We start from the raw sequence: 18388 nt of genomic DNA, 5'->3' as shown, positions 1-18388 counted from the left end.
ACTCAGGCGCGCGGTTCACCCGCGCGCCTGAAACACAGAAAAAATCAAAACAATTCAACCGATTAAAATAATTTAAATCGTTTCAGTCGCTTTTCCTGCCTTTTTCCCGGACAATTTCTCCTGGTTACTCGCGCCCTCGCTTGGGGCGTGGCGGTTGCGTGTGCACCGTCGGTCCCGAAACTGTTTCAGTGGTCGCCCGATCCGTTGACGATCGGCGCCGTCTAGGGAGAAAAACATGAGCGAAAGACTGGAAGACATTGCTGTTGCCATGGTCGCCAACGGCCGGGGCCTGCTTGCCGCCGACGAGTCTACGGCGACGATCAAGAAGCGTTTCGACGGCATCGGCCTCGAGTCTACCGAGACATCGCGGCGCGACTATCGCGAGATGCTGGTGCGCGCCGACGAGGCGATGCGCAAGTATATCTCCGGCGTCATTCTCTACGAGGAAACCCTGTTCCAGAAGGCGGCCGACGGCACGCCGCTGGTCGACGTCATCCGCGCCGCAGGCTCGATCCCCGGCATCAAGGTCGACGCCGGCGCCAAGCCGATGACAAATTTTCCGGCCGAAACGATCACCGAGGGCCTCGACGGCCTCGCCCAGCGTCTGGCTAGGTATCACGAGGCCGGCGCGCGCTTTGCCAAGTGGCGTGGCGTGATCGCCATTTCGGACACCTTGCCGAGCCAAGGCGCCATCAGGGCAAACGCCCATGCGCTCGCACGCTATGCTGCTCTTTGCCAGGAAGCCGGCATCGTTCCGATCGTCGAGCCTGAGGTGCTGATGGACGGCGCGCCCGGCGATCACTCGATCGACCGGTCCGAGGAGATCACCGAATGGACGCTGCGTCTTACCTTCGAGGCACTCGCCGAGATGCGGGTGAAGCTCGAAGGCATGATCCTGAAGCCGAGCATGGTGATCGACGGCAAGAAGGCCCGCAAGGCGTCCGTCGCCGAGGTTGCAGAACGCACGATCAAGGTGCTGCGACGCACGGTTCCGTCAGCCGTGCCCGGCATTGCCTTCCTCTCCGGTGGCCAGACGACGGAGGAGGCAACGGCCCATCTCTCGGCCATGAACGCGACCCACGACCTTCCCTGGAAGCTCACCTTCTCCTACGGCCGCGCGCTGCAGCAGGAAGCGCTATCCGCCTGGAACGGCAAGGCCGAGAACGTCGCCGCCGGCCAGCGCGCCTTTTCGCACCGCGCCGAAATGTGCAGCCTCGCTGCCAAGGGTAGCTGGAAGAAGGATCTGGAGAAGGCCGCCTGAGCGCGCTCGGCAGCCGGTCCAGGTCAGACACAAGGGGCCGTTCGTCGGCCCCTTTTTCATGCTGCCCTCATGGTCTGTCCATTGCCCGGACCTGAACTTGTCACCAAGACAAGTTGCCGTCTTTGCCGGCTCCGACACCTGCCTTAAGCCTTTCGCTCCAGGCCATCGGGCGGCGCGCATCGCCGTCGAACCCAGCGGAAGCGAGCGCTCATGACGTCTTTTTCACCTGTGCACTCCGTCGACTATGTCACTGTCGATGTCTTCACTGCGGAACGTTTCGCCGGCAACCAGCTCGCAGTCATTCCTGACGCACGAGGTTTGAGCGATCAGCAGATGCAGGCGATCGCGACCGAGTTCGGCTACTCCGAGGTTACCTTCGTGCTGCCGCCGGAGGACCCTACAAACACCGCGCGGGTCCGCATCTTTACGCCGACGACAGAAATCCCCTTCGCCGGGCATCCGAATGTCGGCACCGCCTTCGTGCTTGGCTGGCAGGCAGAGATTTTCGGCAGTGCGCCTGGCGACCATTTGCGGTTCGAAGAACGGGCCGGGCTCGTCGAAGTGGCCCTGTCGCGGGCAGACGGCGCAGTGACCAGCGCCCGCATCGTCGCGCCGCGGCCCTTGAGCATCGGACCAATGATCGATGTCGAGACGATCGCTGCCTGCGCCATGGTCCCGCCCGATGCCGTCAGGACGGACAATCACTTCCCCGTGCGCGTTTCCGTCGGCTTACCTTTCGCCGTTGCCGAACTGAAGGATGTCGCCGCCCTGTCGGCGGCACGTCCCAACGTCACCGCTTTCGAAGCAGCCAACAAGCGCTACAAGCCGGACGAAGACAGCTTCAGCCTGTTCCTCTATGCCCGCTCGACGGAAAATCCCTGGCGACTTCGCGCCCGCATGTTCGCGCCGCTCGACAATGTCATCGAGGACCCGGCGACCGGCAGCGCCTCGGCTGCGCTCAGCGCCTATCTCGTCTCGCTTCTGCCCGAAGACACCATCGACGTCGACCTGACGATCGAGCAGGGCGTCGAGATGGGCCGCCGAAGCATCATCGAGGTCAGCGTCAGCAAATATGGCGGTGTCGTCGGCAGGACCAGCATTGCCGGCGCCTGTGTGATCGCGATGCGCGGATCCATCTCGCTTTAGCCAGCGCAAACCAACTGACCCACCGGCGCGGACACACCAATCCGCGCCACCGAACAATGTCATTGACTTATGATAAGGCGCCATACTATATGGCGCCTTATGGAAATTCTCGAGCAAAAACACCTCGCGCTGATTGATGAAGCTGAAAGACGCGGCGACGGCGCAACCGCCAATCTGCGCCTGTGCTTCGAAGTCATAGCCTTGGCGGCGGCGATCGATCGTGACTGCGCTGCCCGGTTGGCGCCCCACAATCTCTCCGAAGGAAAGTTCGTGCTGTTGTTCCTCCTGCACCAACTGCCGGACGGCCTGTCACCGCATGAGCTTGCCGATCGCGCCGGCGTCACCCGCGCGACCGTCACCGGGCTTCTGGACGGGCTGGAGCGCGACGGCTTTCTCGGGAGGCAGCAGAGCAAGGACGATCGCCGCAAGGTGCTGGTCCGGCTGTCGCCGAAGGGCGAGGATGCGGCGCGCGAACTGTTCGACACCCATACGCGCTGGATCGCATCGCTGTTTGCCGGTTTCGACGAGAGCGACCGGCAAACCCTAAGCGCCCTCATCCAGCGCGCATGGCGCAATACCGACGGCGGGCGAAAGGCAGTGCAGACGAAAGCCGCAAGCGAGATCACGCAATGAGCGCCGCCCCGCGGAGGATGGCGGAGATCGACGCGCAACGGCTGGCGCTCCTGAACGCGGGGCTGGCGGAAGCCTCGACGCTGACCGAATGCCTCGCAGTCGATTTTGAAACGTTGATGCGGGCGGCGGTTCCGAAGGTCGGCGACGATGCTTTCGCCGCTATCGGTGCTGTCGCCAGCAGTGGCATTTCCAAGCGCATGGCGCTCGCCGCCGGATTGATCCGCGAGCGGCTTGGCGATGGCGCCGTGTCGGGGCTACGGCAGCATCGCTCAGACACCGTTCGCGGCTGGGCCTGCTTCATGATCGGCGCAAATACGGCGCTTACGCTTGAAGACCGCCTCGCCGCGATCCGTCCGCTTGCCGACGATCCGCATTTCGGCGTTCGCGAATGGGCATGGATCGCCGTGCGGCCGCAGCTTGCGCAGGACATCGCAACCACGATTTCCCTTCTTGCCGCCTGGACGGGCTCGCCCTCCGACCGTCTGCGCCGGTTCGCAAGCGAAGCAACGCGTCCGCGCGGCGTCTGGTGCAGCCATATCGCTTCGCTGAAACGAAATCCGGAAATGGCACTTGCCATTCTTGAACCGCTGAACGCGGACCCGTCGCGCTATGTCCAGGATTCCGTCGGAAACTGGCTGAACGACGCCGCCAAGGATCGACCGGACTGGGTACGCAATCTCTGCGCCTCCTGGCAAAGCCACCACGAAAACGCGGCAACCACCCGCATCTGCAAGCGCGCCCTTCGATCCATCGACAGATCCTGAAAGACAATTCATGACCCACTATCTGAGCGAACTCTACACCCCGAAGCAGGCCTGGCTCGCGCTCGACCCAGCCGGGCGCCACAGATTCTTCGAGGCCGTCGGCAGCGGTCTGGCTGACCTGTCGCGCGTCGGGGTGGAGCCGATCGCCTTCGGCGAGGTCGATGCCGGCACGCTCCGCGCCGCGCCGCACGCCTATTTCGCCATCTGGCGGTTCCCGGATGAAGCCGCACTGGACGCGCTTGTCTCGGGCATCTCAGCATCCGGCTGGCACGACTACTTCGAAACGATCAACGCAGCCGGTCGCGCAGTGGATCTGCCCGGCCACCTTGCCCAGCTGACCGCGGCCGGTAGCTGACGCCCGATCAGGGAGCGCGGCGATCAACCCCGTTTTGCAAGCTCGACGACTTCGTTGATGAATTGCGTCTTGGCAGCAGTGTAGCTGTCTCCATCGAAGGGGAACGTGGCCGCAAGGCGTCTCTTCAACGCCGCGTAGGCGTCCGCCATCTCACGGCTTTGACGCAAGTGATCGCGAAAGATCAGGCGGCGCTGATGGGTGTCGCTGAAAGGCGGGCAGAGATAGACGCGCTGCCCCGGCGAGCTCTGCCTGACGAATGCCCAGACGCCATCATCATACCTGTTCCCCCGTGAGACAAACCCGCTGGCAATGAGTGCTGCACTCCCGGCACCAATTGTTTCCGCGCCGCGCATCGTCACATCGATGTCGATGACCGGTTTCGCGGCGAGCCCGGGAACGGCGGTGCTGCCGATATGGTCGATCGCAATCACCGCAAGGCCGAGCAGGCTCACCAGATGCTTGGACATGGCAGCAAAAGCTTGCGGCCACGCATCGTCATAGGCAACCACTTCGACTGGGGTCGGCATGCAATTCTCCCTTACTTGCATCCCTGCCGCTGGCCGGATGTCGCGCGGCGTCCAAAGTCCCCGTCAGGCGGGTTTCTTCGGCACCAAGGCAACGATATCGGCAAAAATGTCCCGCCATTCCGCATCGTCCATTTCGGCGAAGCCGAAACTGCGCAGCAGAAACGTGCCTTCGGCGGCAAGAAACGCAAGGCGCGCCCGTCGCCCCTCGTCGGTCGACAGATCGAGGCTGTCGAGACGCCCGCGATACCACACGCGGTTCTTTTCCATATGGTCTTCGCGCTGCAGAAGTGCTGCCATCATCCCTGTCGTGCGGGCGTTCTCTGCCGTGTTCAGGCGCGCCGTCACCTCCACATGCGCGCGCATTGCCGTCACCGGATCGGTCGCGTCTCCGACTTTGTCGGCCACAGCGCTGTCGAATTCATTGAACCGACGCTCAATCATCGCATCGATCAATCCATCCTTGTTGCCGAAGCAATATTGAACGCCACCCTTGGTGATGCCCGCCGCCTTCGCCACCGCATCGATCGTCAGGCCACCGGCGCCGACGGTGCTTACTGTCGCCTCCGCCGCATCCAGCACCTTGTCGCGATCGATCGTCCGGCGTCGTCCCATTTCCGATTCCCTCTTTCAATTCCATACGTATGTATTTATATAGCTGCTCTGATGTCAACAAGGCCATAGGTCCCGCAGGCAGCGGTTCGGCCACAGAGGTGTACCATGTCCCCGCATAATCGCTGGCTCATTCTGGCCATCGTGTCGAGCGCGCTGTTCCTGATCGTCGTCGATATGACCGTGCTTTACACGGCCCTTCCCCGGCTGACCCACGATCTCGGCGCGTCCGCGTCGGAAAAACTCTGGATCGTCAATGCCTATGCACTGGTCGTTGCCGGCCTGCTGCCGGGGCTCGGCACGCTCGGCGACAGGCTTGGCCACAAGCGGCCGTTCATTGCCGGCCTCGCCGTGTTCGGCCTCGCCTCGCTGATCGCCGCCTATGCGCCGAATCCGTCGATCCTCATTGCCGGCCGTGTGCTGCTGGCCGTCGGCGCCGCGCTGATGATGCCGGCGACGCTTTCGATCATCCGGCTGACCTTTACCGACGAGCGCGAGCGGGCGCTGGCGATCGGCATCTGGGCCGCCATCGCCTCGGGCGGTGCGGCCATCGGGCCAGTGCTCGGCGGCTTCCTGCTCGAATACTTCTGGTGGGGCTCGGTCTTTCTCATCAACGTGCCAGTCGTCGCCGTCGCCTTGCTGCTCGGCCTGGTCGTGCTTGCCGATAGCAAGGGCAACAAGGACCACCCGTGGGACCCACTCGGCTCCGTCCAGATCATGGTCGGTCTGGTCGGGCTTGCCTATGCCATCAAGGAGATGAGCAAGCGTGAGCCATCGGCGCAGGCCGGGCTCATCGCCGCCGTGATCGGCGCCGTCGCGCTCGTCGTCTTCGTGCGCCGGCAGAGGCGCAGCGCGCATCCGATGATCGACTTCGGCCTGTTCCGCAACGCCGCCTTTTCCTCGGGCGTCGCCGCAGCCTTGGTGACATCCGGAGCGCTCGTCGGCGTCGAGCTCGTGCTGACCCAGCGTCTGCAGCTCGTCGCCGGCTATTCGCCGCTTGAGGCCGGCATCTTCATCCTGCCGATCCCGCTTGCCGCCTTCGTCGCCGGCCCGCTGACAGGCATGATGCTGCCGCGTCTCGGCCCCGAGATGGTGCTGCGCACCGGCCTCATCACCGCGGCTGCCGGCCTCGGTGCGTTTCTCGCCGTGCACGAAGCCGGCGCCCTCGGCCAGATCGTCAGTCTGGTCGTGCTCGGCCTCGGCGTTGGCGCGACGATGACGGCCGCCTCCAGCGCCATCATGTCCAACGCCCCACCGCAGCACGCCGGCATGGCCGCCTCCATCGAGGAGGTCTCCTTCGAACTCGGCGGCGCCATCGGAATTGCAGTACTCGGCAGCGTCATGTCGGCGGTCTACACCGCCTTCGTCGTGCTGCCGGAAGGTGCCGGCATATCGGCGATCGCGCGCGACAGCCTCGATGAAGCGTTGATCCTGGCGGAAAAGCTGTCGCCGGATGTCGCCGAAAGCCTGGTAGCACTCGCCAGGACGGCCTTCGAAAAGGCGTTTGTCGCCGTTGTCGTGTTGGCGACTGGTCTGTTGGTCACGACCGGTGCCGGCATCTGGTGGTTCACGCGAGGCAAGTCACGGCAACCGGTTCAATCCTACCGCGGCCATTGAACCCTCCAGCGCCGCGCGTGAAAACTGACGCGCGACGCTGTAACACTCTCCTTGTCCCGCATGATCCAAGTCGATTCCGATTCAAGGAATTATGCAGCAGGGATCAGTGCTTGACTGCCTCGCATTGGGCGATCGCCTCCACCATGGCCTGGAAGCGCACATGGTGGCGAACCGCATCCAGATCGGAATCCTGCTTGAACCACAGCAGCTGGTAGCAGGAACTCTGCGGCAACAGGCTCTCGAGCATATCGAGCGCCGTATCGACATCACCGAGGATCGAATAGACGCAGGCCGTGTTGTAGCGTGCGACGATATCGTCGGGATCGATGGCGATCGCACAGGCCGCCCATTCGCGCGCGCGATCCGCCTCGCCCATATGCGCCAGCGCCAACGCGCCGCGATGCGCCGGACCAGAGTTTTCCGGATGCGACTCCAGCGCCCGTTCCGCCCGGGAGATGCCGATCTTCGCCCAATGTCCGCGTTCGGTCTCCTGGCCGAGCGATTTGTAGGCGCTCATCAGATGGATCGGCGAAAGGTAGTCGTCCGGCCGGATTTCCGCCGCCCGCTTGAAAAACTCGATCGCCGTCTCGAACTCGCCGCGCATGAAGAGAAAGCGGCCATAGTGAAAATTTGCCTCGTAGAGCTGGGAATCGAGTGCCAAGGCGCGCTCGAACTCGGCAACAGCCTCTTCGCTTTGCCCGTCCTGATGCAGGACCAGGCCTCTGGAAGCGTGGGCCTCGGCGAGATCAGGGTCGAGCTCCAGTGCGCGCGCGCTCGTGCTTAAGATGCTTTCGAGCGGAAACTCGTGCTCATGCCAGTCGCGAAGGGCGGATTCGCAATCGGCGATGCCGGCATAGGCACGGGCAAAGTTCGGGTCGAGCTCGACGGCTTTCTGGAACATGCGCCGGGCAAGCAGCAGATAGGAGCGCGTCCAGGCATGCGAGAACCGCCGGCCGCGCAGATAATAGGTATAGGCTTCGACGCTCGTCGTCGGGTCCCGTTCGATCGCCTTTTTCTCTTCCGGCAACAGCTTGATGCGCAGCTGGTTGACGATGGCATGGGTGATCTCGTCCTGAATGGCGAAGATGTCGGTAAGATCGCGGTCGTAGCGGTCGGCCCACAAATGCGTACCGGTCAGCGCATCGATCAGCTGTCCGGTGATGCGAACCCGCCCGCCGGCCTTGCGCACACTGCCCTCGAGGATGAAGCGGACACCGAGTTCCTGCGCCGCTGTTTTGACCCGCACCGACCGCCCCTTGTAGGTAAAGACCGTGTTGCGGGCGACGACGTGCAGCTGCGAGATCTTCGACAGGTCGGTGATGATGTCCTCGGTGATACCGTCGGAAAAATACTCCTGCTCCGGATCATGGCTCATGTTGGTGAAGGGCAACACGGCAACGGACAGCCCGTAACCATCGTCGACGGTCACCGTATGGGTGCCGTTCACCACCTTGGCGATCTTGGTCGGCGCCCCCAGCGCGACGGAATAGACGTGGACGCCGGCCGCGATATTCTTCAGTGCGTGCTGGCCCTTGTCGACAAAGCCGACATCCAGCCTCGAGCCGACGTGGTCGCGTACCGAAGCAGACACCGCAATGCCGGAGGGTTCCGCCAGGCCCTCGAGCCGGGCTGCGACATTGACGCCGTCGCCGAAGATATCGCCGTCCTCGACGATGACGTCGCCGAGATGCACGCCGATGCGCAGTTCGATGCGCTTCAGTTGCGGGACGTCCTCGTTGCGGATCAGCATGCCGCGCTGAATATCGACGGCGCAGGCGACCGCATGCACGACGCTTGCGAACTCGACCAGAATGCCGTCGCCGGTCAGCTTGACGATTCGGCCTTTGTGCCGGCTGACCTTGGGGTCCACCAGCTCGTTCTTGTGCCGCTTCATGGCGGCCAGCGTACCGGTCTCGTCAGCGCCTATGAGACGACTGTAGCCCACGACATCGGCAGCGAGGATGGCAGCAAGGCGGCGTTCCAAGTAACCCCCGAATTCATCTCCGTGATGAAGCGGACAATCTAGCGCGTTCTTCATGATCTGTCCTGCGCACTTTTCCAGCTACTACTATTGATCGAGTAACGGCATAGCAGAGTAGATCGACCGGCACAGTTTCCAAAGGCACAACCGTGGCATCGCACCGCGAAGAGTTGGACCCGTCAGGGTCGAATGAGAACCGTGACCATCATCATGGCGATCGCGAACACGGCAATCTTCCAGAAATCGCGGCGCTGCCTGAGGCCCGGCAGGCCGATTGGCCAGATCAACTGGATGGCCATCGCCAGAAGCAGAATGATCGCCAGCGCCTTCGACATATCCAGCCTATCCTCGAGGGAAGTTCCCCAACCCGGCGAAGCGTCACACCGCCGTCACCTTGTCGTCGCATGTAGCGCACGCTCAGTCGCGGCGCGCACCTGCTTTTGATCCCGGAATTCGATATCGATTCTCGGGATGATGCATTAGAGGGCTATTGTTTCCGCCGCCGATTTGCAATGACCGGCGGGACAGAATCCGGCTGGCAATTCAGGGCACGCCGCCCTAACTTGCTGACGGCAGAACGATTTTCGGATGGATGATGAGAAAAAACCTGCTCCCCGTTGCCTCTCTCTTGCTGGGCACGCTGTTTCTCTTCCTGGGCAATGGCCTGCAGGGCCTGCTTTTGCCGGTCAGGGGCACCGCCGAGGGCTACCCCACCACCATCCTCGGCCTGATCGGCACGTCCTGGGCGGCCGGCTTCGTGCTTGGCTGTTTCTTTGCACCGAATGTCGTCAAACGCATCGGTCACGTGCGCGCCTTCAGCGTCTTTTCATCACTGATCGCCATCGTCGCGCTCATGACCGGCATCCTGATCGACCCGACCTGGTGGCTGATCCTGCGTGCGCTCACCGGCTTTGCGACCGCCGGCACCTCGATGATCATCGAAAGCTGGCTCAACGAACGCGCCACCAATGAGAGCCGCGGCGTCATCTTTTCCCTCTACATCGCCATCACGCTCTTCGGCGTCGTCGGCGGCCAGATGATGATCCCGTTCGGCGATACCTCCACCAGCACTCTCTTCATGATCTGCGGCATTCTCTATTGCGTCGCAATGCTGCCGACGCTCCTGTCAAAGGCCGCGACGCCGCAGCCGCTGAAACAGGTGCAACTCGACCTGCGCGGGCTCTACAGAAACTCCCCGGTCTCGTTCCTCGGCATCCTGCTCGTCGGCATCGCCAATGGCGCCTTCGGCACGCTCGGCGCCGTCTTCGGCCGCCAGGCGGGCCTCTCCGACAGCACGGTGGCGGCGATGATGAGCGTGGCGATCTTTGCCGGCGCAGTCATGCAGCTACCCGCCGGGCGCCTCTCGGACCGCATCGATCGGCGCTACGTGCTGGCAGCCCTTGCCGGCGTCGGCGCGTTTGCGGGGCTGCTGATCTTCCTGGTCGAACCGAGCCAGGTCTGGATCGTGCTGACGCTGATCGCGATCTATGGCGCCGCCGCCAACGCGCTCTACCCGATCGCCGTTTCGCATGCCAACGACTTTGCGACGGCCGAGGATTTCGTCAAGGTTTCAGGCGGCTTGCTGCTGCTCTACGGCATCGGCACCATCATCGGCCCAACCATCGGCGGCCCTGTCATGACCGCGACCGGTCCCTATGGGCTGTTCATGATCACCGCCTGCGCCCACATCCTCATCACCGCCTATGCCATCATCCGCAGCCGCATGCGTGCGCCGGTTCCCGTCGCCGAGCGCGACGCCTTCTCGCCGATCAACGCCGGAACGGCGATGACGCCAGAGAGCCTGCAGCTCTCGCCGCGTGCAGCACCGTTCGACGAAACGCATGATCAGGACGGCGACTTCGACCCGGAACAGGAGGAGAAGCCGAATGGGCCTGTTTGACGAAGACCTACCGAAGAAGAAACTGGCGCATGAGATCGGCAGCGACCTGTCCTTGCTGTCGGTCGACGAACTCACCCAGCGCATCGCATTGCTGAACGAGGAAATCGCCCGGCTCGAGGCCGAGCGCGAGCGCAAATCCGCAAGCCGGTCGGCGGCAGAAGGTCTGTTTCGCTGACGGCGACACAAGGACAACCGGCCCGAAACGGCGCTTACTTAACGGTATATTAAGCATTCTCTGCGATTGTCTGATCATCCGGAGCTTTCCGGACTCAGACAATTTCTCCGACTGGCGAATGGGTCTGATTTTTCTCCCTGTTTTACCTTGAGAGCCGCTTTCCGCGGCTCTTTTTTTGTTTTGGCATAGGTTGCTGCAAAGAATTGTGGAGATTAACCCTTTCTTAAGAATGCTCTTGCGCGAAATGCGCTATGGCATCATTCTTCAGGCATAGAGGCCGGCAAGGAAACTTTTCCCAAAGCCGCCCGTTACCCGACTGTCGTGATGCGTTTGAACCAGGGAAAACAGGTCATGTCCGAAAGAGGATTGAATACCGTCAGTTTCGCGGGACACGCGGCGGCGTCGGCGCAGTTCAAGGCGCTCTATTCGGAAGGCATGGGTCTGGTCGAAGAAACCGCGAGCTATCTCGACGGTCCCGGTCGCCTGGCATCCAAGGTCCTGCCGCGCATGGCATCGGTTCTCTATGCAGCAGAATCCATGCGGCTCACCACCCGCCTGATGCAGATGGCATCGTGGCTCCTGCTTCAACGCGCCGTCAACAATGGCGAGATGAGCCGCGACCAGGTGCTTTCGGAAAAGAGCAAGGTTCGCCTCGACAGCTTCAACGTCGACCGCAGCGCGCCTGGCTGGAGCGAGCTTCCGGAATCGTTCCGCGACCTCATCGAGCGCTCGCTGCGCCTGCAGAACCGCGTCGCCCTGCTCGACCGCGAGATCTACCGCCCGCAGGAAGCCTCGACCTTCGTTCCGGACAACCAGAACGGCGTCAAGGCACAGATCAAGTTGCTGCAGACGGCCTTCGGCACCAACTGATTTGAAGATATCCGGCAGTTTTCTGCCAGCGAAACAGACCCGGCCCTCGCGCCGGGTTTTTTCATGCGCCGATCAGGCACGCTCGCATGCTTTCACACATCAGAGATCCGCTACCGAGCAGAAAAGAAGGCCCAGAACAACAAAAAGCCCGGCAGAGCCGGGCTTCGAAAACGCGCCAAGAGAGCGTGCTATTAGAGGCCGAGGCCTTCGAAACGCTTCTTGAACTTGGAGACGCGGCCGCCGCGGTCCATGAGCTGCTGGTTGCCACCCGTCCAGGCCGGGTGCGACTTCGGGTCGATTTCCAGGTTCATGGTGGCGCCTTCAGAACCCCAGGTCGAGCGGGTTTCGTATTCGGTGCCGTCAGTCATGACCACCTTGATCAGGTGATAGTCGGGATGGATATCTGCCTTCATAATGATCTTCCTAGAGTTCCAGGGTCCAATTGTCGCAAGGCATTGCGACTTCGAGACCGAACACGTAAATGAAGCCGCAGACCGCCTGATGGGCCACGGCTTCCCAATTCGATGCCGTGCCTATACATCAAGGTCTGCGGGATAACAAGTGCCGCGCGGAAGACTCATGGGCAAACCCGCCCCCTCCGTGATTGGCGAACGGGGGTCATGTGTCCGAACGAGAAAACCAGTCGCCATCGCGTAGATCCATTCGCCCTCTCGCCACGCTGCTGCCCTACCTCAAGCGCTATCGATATCTGGTCATAGGGGCCGGGATTTCACTCGTGACCGCAGCGATAACGACCCTGACGCTGCCGCTCGCCGTCAGGCGCATGGTCGACAACGGCTTTTCCAATTCCGATAGTGGCTTCATCAATACCTATTTCGCGATGCTGATGATGCTCGCCATCATCCTCGCCTTGGCGAGTGCCGCGCGCTACTACTTCGTCATCACCCTTGGCGAACGCATCGTCGCTGATCTCCGCCGCAACGTCTTTGAGCACGTCACCCGCCTTTCCGCGTCGTTCTTCGACGTCAACCAGTCGGGCGAGATCGTCTCCCGGCTGACCGCCGACACCACGCAGCTGAAGTCCGCCGTCGGCGCGACAGCATCGGTCGCCCTTCGCAACCTGATCCTGTGTCTCGGCGCCATCGGCATGATGGTCTATACCAGCCCGAAGCTGTCGAGCCTTGTGCTGGCAGCAATTCCGGTGATCGTGTTTCCGCTGGTCGGCTTCGGCCGCTCCGTCCGCCGCCGATCCCGCGAGGCGCAGGACACGCTGGCGATGGCATCGGCCTATGCCGGCGAGGCGATTGCCGCCTCGCGCACCGTTCAGGCCTTCAACAGCGAAGACATCGCCAACAACCGCTTCGGCACGGCGGTCGAGGATGCCTTCGGCGCCGCGCGCTCAGCGATCAAGGCGCGTTCCGTGCTGACTGCATTCGCCATCACCATGGTGTTCGGCAGCGTCGTCGCGGTCCTCTGGTTTGGGGCTCGCGACGTGCTGGCAGGCAATCTCTCGGCCGGCACCCTCAGCCAGTTCCTGCTCTATTCGGTCTTTGCCGCCGGCAGCCTCGGCTCGCTGTCGGAGGTCTGGGGCGAGCTTTCGCAGGCAGCCGGCGCTGCGGAGCGGCTGAACGAACTCCTCACCGAAGTTCCTGATATCAAGGCGCCGGAAAATCCCGTCGCCCTGCCGTCGCCGGCGCTCGGCGCCATCAGCTTCGACGACGTCTATTTCGCCTACCCGGCACGCCCCGATTACAAGAGCCTGAACGGCCTCAGCTTTGCGATCAAGCCCGGTGAAACCGTCGCCATCGTCGGCCCGTCGGGTGCGGGCAAGAGCACCGTATTCTCGATGCTGCTGCGGTTCTACGACCCGGCAAAGGGCGCCGTCACCGTCGATGGTGTCGACATCCGCACCGTCGATCCGAAGGAACTGCGCGCCCGTCTGGCGATCGTGCCGCAGGACGTCACCATCTTCGCGTCCTCCGTTCACGACAACATTGCCTTCGGCGTGCCGGATGCAAGCCGCGAGGCCGTGCGCGCTGCAGCCGTCGCCGCCCAAGCCGACGAATTCATCGGCCGGATGGAAAAAGGCTACGACACGCTTGTCGGCGAGCGCGGCATCACGCTCTCGGGCGGCCAGCGCCAGCGCATCGCCATTGCCCGCGCGATTTTGCGCAATGCCCCGATCCTTCTGCTGGACGAGGCAACGTCGGCGCTCGACGCCGAAAGCGAAACGCTGGTTCAGAAGGCGCTTGAAGGCTTGCTGCATGAGCGCACGACCATTGTCATTGCCCATCGGCTCGCAACCGTCTTGAAGGCTGACCGCATCCTGGTGATGGAACACGGCCGGGTGGTCGAAGAGGGAACCCATGCCTCGCTGATCCGCCAGGACGGGCTTTATGCGAAGCTGGCCCGGTTGCAGTTCAACCACGGCGCCGAGGAGCTGTTCCTGAACCCAAACAAGTAATACAAACACTACGATAGTCTGATGCCGGCATGTCCGGCACGCCATTGCAGCTGCAAAGCCGGACCCTATTCTATAGGTGCCGGCTTTTTTTGGCCGCCATGACAGACGTGGACTGTCCAGGGAGGACCCTCATGACGTTTTCGAATTTGACCCGACGGGCAGCGCTCGCCCTCGGCTTCACTGCCCTCACCGTTTTCGGATCCGGTATCCAGGCGAACGCTCAAGGCTTTCCGGATCGCGCCGTCACCCTCGTCGTTCCCTTTGCCGCCGGGGGCTCGACCGACGTGGTGGCGCGCATCGTCGCACAGAAGATGTCGGAGGATCTCGGCCAGCAGGTCATCGTCCAGAACGTCGCCGGCGCCGGCGGCAACCTCGGTGCCGACAATGTCGCGCGCGCCAATCCGGATGGCTACACGATCCTGATGGGCACGGTCGCGACACACGCGCTCAACCCGCTGATCCTCAAGACCAAGCCCTATGACCCGGAAAAGGACTTTGCGCCGATCTCGCTTCTGGTCGTCGTGCCGAACGTGCTGGTGGTCAATCCCGAACTGCCGGCCAAGACCGTCGAAGAATTGCTGGCACTCTTGAAAGCCAAGCCCGACGAATATGCCTACGCCTCGTCCGGCAACGGCACGCCGTTGCACCTCTCCGGCGAACTCTTCAAGAAGATGGCTGGCGTCAACATGCAGCATATCCCCTACAAGGGCGCCGGCCCGGCGCTGAACGACGTCATCGGCAACCAGGTGCCGATCATGTTCGACAACCTGCCCTCCTCTTCCGGGCACATCAAGGCCGGCACCTTGCGGGCGCTTGCGGTCACGACGTCCGAACGCGCACCCTCGTTCCCCGATGTTCCGACGGTCGCCGAGGCCGGTATTCCGGGTTACGAAACCTACACCTGGAACGCGCTGTTTGCGCCTGCCAACACGCCCGAACCCGTTGTCGCCCGACTCAACGAGGCCGCTAACAAGGCGCTTGCCGATCCGGCCGTGGTCGAGCGCATGAAAGAGTTCAGCGCCACCATCGTCGGCTCGACGCCTGAGGAGCTTGGCGCCCACGTGAAGGCCGAACTGGCAAAATGGACGCCTGTCGTTCGCGACGCCAACATCCAGATGGATTGATCCTTGGCATCTCACGCCACACGGCGGATTGGCCCCTCATCCGGCTGCCGCCGCCTTCTCCCCGCCTGCGGGGAGAAGGCTAGGGTGAGGGGCATGATATACGGACAACGATAGCCGTTTGGCTTCGCTCAAGCCGTCTCGCAAGCGCCCCGCCCTGCCACCCGACCGGAATAGATGCAGCCGCCGAGAAACGTGCCCTCGAGCGCGTTGTAGCCGTGCATGCCGCCGCCGCCGAAGCCGGCCACTTCGCCCGCGGCGTAAAGCCCCGAGACCGGCTCGCCCGATTGCTCCAGCACCTGGCCCGACAGGTTGGTCTGGAGACCCCCGAGTGTCTTGCGCGTCAGGATATGCAGCCGGACGGCAATCAGCGGTCCGGCCTTGGGATCGAGCAGCCGGTGCGGCTTGGCGGTGCGCAACAGCCGGTCGCCGCGGTAGGATCGCGCGCCGCGGATCGCCGTCACCTGGGCATCCTTGGAAAAGGGATTGGCGATCTCGCGATCGCGTGCCTCGATCTGCTCGCGCAGGTGATCGATCGACAGCCGGTGCTCGCCTGTCAACGCATTCATCGCCGGCACGAGATCGTCGAGCCGATCTCGGACGATAAAATCCTCGCCCTGGTCCATGAAAGCCTGCACCGGCCCGGGCGGGTTCTTGCCCAAGCGCTTGAGGAGAAGCGCGATGCTCTTGCCGGTCAGATCCGGATTCTGCTCGGAACCGGAGAGTGCGAATTCCTTCTTGATGATCGCCTGCGTCAGGATGAACCAGCTGTAGTCATGGCCGCTGTCGCGAATGGCCTTGAGGGTGCCGAGCGTGTCGAAACCGGGCATGGCGGGTGCCGGAAAGCGGTTGCCGTCGGCATCGCACCAGAAGGACGACGGACCGGGCAGGATGCGGATGCCATGGTCCGGCCAGATCGGATCGAAGTTCTTCAGGCCCTCGGTATAGTGCCACATACGATCAGAATTGATCACCGAGCCGCGGGCGCGTGACGCTATCTCCAGCATCCGGCCATCGACATGGTGCGGCACGCCGCAGACCATCGTTGCCGGGGGCTGGCCCAGCCGCTTGCGCGGCCAGTTGCGCCGTACCAGCTCCTGGTTGCCGCCGATGCCGCCGGAGGTCACGATGACGGCGCCGGCCGATATCTCGAAATCGCCGGCGACATCGCGCGAACTGCGCTGGCCGCGTTCGACCGGATCGGCCTTCAGCACCGAACCGCGCGCGCCGGTGACCGCCCCATCGGTCGTCACCAGCTCATCGACCCGGTGGCGGAAGCGAAAGCGCACGAGGCCGCGGCTTTCCGCTTCCCGCGTCAGCCGCACGAACGGCTCGAGTACCGCTGGGCCTGTGCCCCAGGTGACGTGGAAACGCGGCACCGAATTGCCGTGACCATGCGCAAGGCCGCCGCCGCGCTCGGCCCAGCCGACAACGGGGAACCAGCGCATGCCGAGCTGATGCAGCCAGCTGCGCTTTTCGCCGGCAGCGAAATCGAGATAGGCATCCGCCCACAGTCGTGGCCAGTGATCTTCCGGACGATCGAACTGCGACGAGCCCATCCAGTCCTGCCGGGCCAGTTGGCGGCTATCCCTGATGCCCATGCGGCGTTGCTCGGGACTGTCGACGAAAAACAGGCCGCCCAGCGACCAGAAGGCCTGGCCGCCGAGGTTCTGCTCCCCCTCCTGATCGAGGACGATCACCTTGCGGCCAAGGGCCGCTGCCTCCGACGCCGCCACAAGGCCGGCAAGACCGGCACCGACCACCAGCACATCACAATCCATCCAAGCCGCCCCCGCATCCTCAGGAGATGCAGCCGCCATCCTTGATCCCTGGAGACACCAGTCCTCTCCGGCATCCTCAGAAGGCAGGCTGAGCGCATCCCTCAGGCGCAAGTGTTACGCGTACGTCAAGGTCAATTCAAGGGTGCTGGATCAAGAGTCCGGGCGCCGGTGACATCCCGGTCAGACCGCCTATTTCTCGGTCAGCTTCAGCTCGATGCGACGGTTCTGCGACCGCGCCTCGACGCTGTCACCCTCGGCGATCGGCTGATACTCGCCGAAACCGGCGGCAACCAGCCGATCGGCCGGCACGCCCTTCGAGATCAGGAATTTGACGACGGATGTGGCACGGGCAGACGAAAGCTCCCAGTTGTCGGCATAACGGCCGGTGCCGGAGAGTTGGACATTGTCCGTGTGCCCGTCGACGCGCAGCACCCAGTTGATCTCGGCCGGAATTTCCTTGGCAAGGTCGAGCAGCGCCGAGGCGAGCTTGGCCATTTCGGTCTGGCCCTCGGGGTTGAGCTCGTTGCCGCCGGAGGGGAAAAGCACCTCGGACTGGAAGACGAAGCGGTCGCCGACAATGCGGATGTTTTCGCGATCGGACAGGATTTCGCGCAGCCGCCCGAAGAAATCGGAGCGATAGCGGTTCAGTTCCTGCACCCGTTGCGCCAGTGCGACATTCAGACGGCGGCCGAGATCGGCGATCTTTGTCTGCGAAGACTGGTCCTTGGCTTCAGACGCCTGCAGCGCCTCTTCGATCGCCGCAATTTGGCTGCGCAGCGCTGCAATCTGCTGGTTCAGAAGCTCGATCTGGCTAATGGCGCGGGCGCTGGTCTGGCGTTCGGCGTCGAGCTCGGCACCGACACGCCCCAGCTTCTCGTTGGCGGCATCCGCGCTGCCGGCACCCCGGTCTAGCAGGGCCTGCAGGCGGGACCGTTCACCTTCCGACTGGGAAAGGGAAGCCTGCAGATTGGCGAGCGAATCCTCGAGATCCTGCTTGCCGCTCTTTTCCAGCGCCAGCAACTGCGTCAGCTCGTTGATCTGGCTGTTCAGCCGGGTCAGAACCTCGTCCTTGCCGCTGATTTCGCGGCTGAGCAGGAACTGCGCCAGCACGAAGACGCTGAGCAGGAACATGATCGACAAAAGCAGCGTCGATAGCGCATCGACGAAGCCGGGCCAATAATCGATCGTGCGCTGTGAACGGCCTTTTCGGGCAAGCGCCATGG

18 protein-coding genes are annotated in these 18388 nt (G+C 63.0%); 11 read left to right on the top strand and 7 right to left on the bottom strand.

The annotated features are described in order from the left end of the window. Positions 1-235: 235 nt before the first annotated feature. The 5 genes from BLJAPNOD_RS06310 (at position 236) to BLJAPNOD_RS06290 (ending at position 4159) form a co-directional block, all read left to right on the top strand. Positions 236-1261, top strand: coding sequence for a class I fructose-bisphosphate aldolase (locus tag BLJAPNOD_RS06310; protein WP_115419262.1), 1026 nt, complete (start codon positions 236-238; stop codon positions 1259-1261). A 228-nt stretch (positions 1262-1489) separates the two neighbouring features. Beyond that, the gene (locus BLJAPNOD_RS06305) at positions 1490-2407 is read left to right on the top strand and encodes a PhzF family phenazine biosynthesis protein (protein WP_115421159.1); all 918 of its coding nucleotides are present in this window, start codon (positions 1490-1492) and stop codon (positions 2405-2407) included. 99 nt (positions 2408-2506) lie between these two features. Next, positions 2507-3040, top strand: a complete 534-nt coding sequence (locus BLJAPNOD_RS06300; RefSeq protein ID WP_115419261.1) for a MarR family transcriptional regulator — start codon at positions 2507-2509, stop codon at positions 3038-3040. Next, a complete protein-coding gene (locus tag BLJAPNOD_RS06295) occupies positions 3037-3804 on the top strand; it encodes a DNA alkylation repair protein (RefSeq protein WP_115419260.1) in 768 nt (255 codons plus the stop codon). Before BLJAPNOD_RS06300 ends, BLJAPNOD_RS06295 begins: the two co-directional genes overlap by 4 nt. Before the next feature lie 10 nt (positions 3805-3814). Then, positions 3815-4159, top strand: a complete 345-nt coding sequence (locus BLJAPNOD_RS06290; RefSeq protein WP_115419259.1) for a DUF6616 family protein — start codon at positions 3815-3817, stop codon at positions 4157-4159. Positions 4160-4182: 23 nt separating this feature from the next. On the opposite strand, the gene BLJAPNOD_RS06285 is transcribed toward BLJAPNOD_RS06290, so the two are convergent. Both BLJAPNOD_RS06285 and BLJAPNOD_RS06280 read right to left on the bottom strand, forming a co-directional pair. Further along, positions 4183-4686 carry a GrpB family protein gene (locus BLJAPNOD_RS06285; RefSeq protein WP_115419258.1) on the bottom strand — a complete coding sequence of 168 codons (504 nt, stop codon included), beginning with the start codon at positions 4684-4686 and terminating at the stop codon, positions 4183-4185. 63 nt (positions 4687-4749) lie between these two features. Next, positions 4750-5298 (bottom strand): TetR/AcrR family transcriptional regulator, encoded by a 549-nt coding sequence (locus tag BLJAPNOD_RS06280; protein ID WP_115419257.1) that lies wholly within the window; start codon positions 5296-5298, stop codon positions 4750-4752. Between the two features lie 105 nt (positions 5299-5403). On the opposite strand from BLJAPNOD_RS06280, the gene BLJAPNOD_RS06275 reads away from it, so the two are divergent. After that, a complete protein-coding gene (locus tag BLJAPNOD_RS06275; protein WP_115419256.1) occupies positions 5404-6912 on the top strand; it encodes an MFS transporter in 1509 nt (502 codons plus the stop codon). 103 nt (positions 6913-7015) lie between these two features. On the opposite strand, the gene BLJAPNOD_RS06270 is transcribed toward BLJAPNOD_RS06275, so the two are convergent. Continuing rightward, positions 7016-8950 (bottom strand): tetratricopeptide repeat protein, encoded by a 1935-nt coding sequence (locus BLJAPNOD_RS06270; protein WP_115419255.1) that lies wholly within the window; start codon positions 8948-8950, stop codon positions 7016-7018. Between the two features lie 122 nt (positions 8951-9072). Further along, positions 9073-9228 (bottom strand): hypothetical protein, encoded by a 156-nt coding sequence (locus BLJAPNOD_RS06265; RefSeq protein ID WP_115419254.1) that lies wholly within the window; start codon positions 9226-9228, stop codon positions 9073-9075. Positions 9229-9488: 260 nt separating this feature from the next. Between BLJAPNOD_RS06265 and BLJAPNOD_RS06260 the strand changes: the two genes are divergently transcribed. The 3 genes from BLJAPNOD_RS06260 to BLJAPNOD_RS06250 all read left to right on the top strand — a co-directional run bounded on the left by BLJAPNOD_RS06260 (position 9489) and on the right by BLJAPNOD_RS06250 (position 11838). Continuing rightward, positions 9489-10793, top strand: coding sequence for an MFS transporter (locus BLJAPNOD_RS06260; RefSeq protein WP_115421158.1), 1305 nt, complete (start codon positions 9489-9491; stop codon positions 10791-10793). Continuing rightward, positions 10780-10968, top strand: coding sequence for a DUF1192 domain-containing protein (locus tag BLJAPNOD_RS06255; RefSeq protein WP_077500667.1), 189 nt, complete (start codon positions 10780-10782; stop codon positions 10966-10968). Before BLJAPNOD_RS06260 ends, BLJAPNOD_RS06255 begins: the two co-directional genes overlap by 14 nt. A gap of 351 nt (positions 10969-11319) precedes the next feature. Next, positions 11320-11838: a DUF1465 family protein gene (locus BLJAPNOD_RS06250; protein WP_077500665.1), complete on the top strand. Its 519-nt coding sequence runs from the start codon at positions 11320-11322 to the stop codon at positions 11836-11838. A gap of 191 nt (positions 11839-12029) precedes the next feature. Here BLJAPNOD_RS06250 and rpmE read toward each other — a convergent pair whose 3' ends face one another. Further along, a complete protein-coding gene (gene rpmE, locus BLJAPNOD_RS06245) occupies positions 12030-12251 on the bottom strand; it encodes a 50S ribosomal protein L31 (protein ID WP_053249635.1) in 222 nt (73 codons plus the stop codon). A gap of 209 nt (positions 12252-12460) precedes the next feature. On the opposite strand from rpmE, the gene BLJAPNOD_RS06240 reads away from it, so the two are divergent. Further along, positions 12461-14263, top strand: a complete 1803-nt coding sequence (locus BLJAPNOD_RS06240; RefSeq protein ID WP_115421157.1) for an ABC transporter ATP-binding protein/permease — start codon at positions 12461-12463, stop codon at positions 14261-14263. Positions 14264-14394: 131 nt separating this feature from the next. Then, positions 14395-15387 carry a tripartite tricarboxylate transporter substrate binding protein gene (locus BLJAPNOD_RS06235; protein WP_115419253.1) on the top strand — a complete coding sequence of 331 codons (993 nt, stop codon included), beginning with the start codon at positions 14395-14397 and terminating at the stop codon, positions 15385-15387. Positions 15388-15515: 128 nt separating this feature from the next. On the opposite strand, the gene BLJAPNOD_RS06230 is transcribed toward BLJAPNOD_RS06235, so the two are convergent. Further along, entirely contained in the window at positions 15516-17165 is a 1650-nt protein-coding gene (locus tag BLJAPNOD_RS06230; protein ID WP_115419252.1) for an FAD-binding dehydrogenase, read from the bottom strand. Between the two features lie 189 nt (positions 17166-17354). After that, a complete protein-coding gene (locus tag BLJAPNOD_RS06225; RefSeq protein ID WP_077500660.1) occupies positions 17355-18386 on the bottom strand; it encodes a peptidoglycan -binding protein in 1032 nt (343 codons plus the stop codon). Positions 18387-18388 lie beyond the last annotated feature (2 nt).

Origin of the sequence: Ensifer sp. M14 (genome assembly GCF_003355565.1) — a bacterium.
Classification (GTDB): Bacteria; Pseudomonadota; Alphaproteobacteria; order Rhizobiales; family Rhizobiaceae; genus Ensifer.
This window is presented reverse-complemented; position numbering and strand designations above follow the sequence as displayed.